The 355-nt window shown below is 69.3% G+C and carries 1 protein-coding gene; it reads right to left on the reverse strand.

What is annotated here, in order from left to right:
• The coding region (locus RB628_RS41665) for a DUF2637 domain-containing protein (protein WP_318325800.1) at positions 1-355 on the reverse strand (355 nt) is incomplete at both ends.

Genomic DNA, 355 nt, shown 5'->3' on the forward strand with positions numbered 1-355 from the left:
CGAGGTCGTCGCGGTCACTTCGGTCACTGTCCTTGACCGGCCCCCGGGCGATGAGGATGTACAGGTGGACCGCTCCGGCCAGTGCGAGCGGGGCGATGGTGGACAGGACGGCGACCACTGTGTCCCCGAGACGCAGCCCGGTGGCCGAGGCGTTCTCTTCGTTGAGCCTGACCGCGTGCAGCGCGTTGGCCCAGATGCTGGCGGCGGTGGCCGTGCCGAAGAGTGTCCAGACGTAGAGCCGGGCTCGCAGCGGTGCGTCGCGCAGGACCAGCAGGGCGCGGATGCCGTAGGCGATGAACCCGTCGATCACCAAGGGGAAGAGGTAGGTCAGCAGGCCCCGGACGTGGATGGCGAC

This window comes from Streptomyces sp. ADMS (genome assembly GCF_033441795.1).
Classification (GTDB): Bacteria; Actinomycetota; Actinomycetes; order Streptomycetales; family Streptomycetaceae; genus Streptomyces.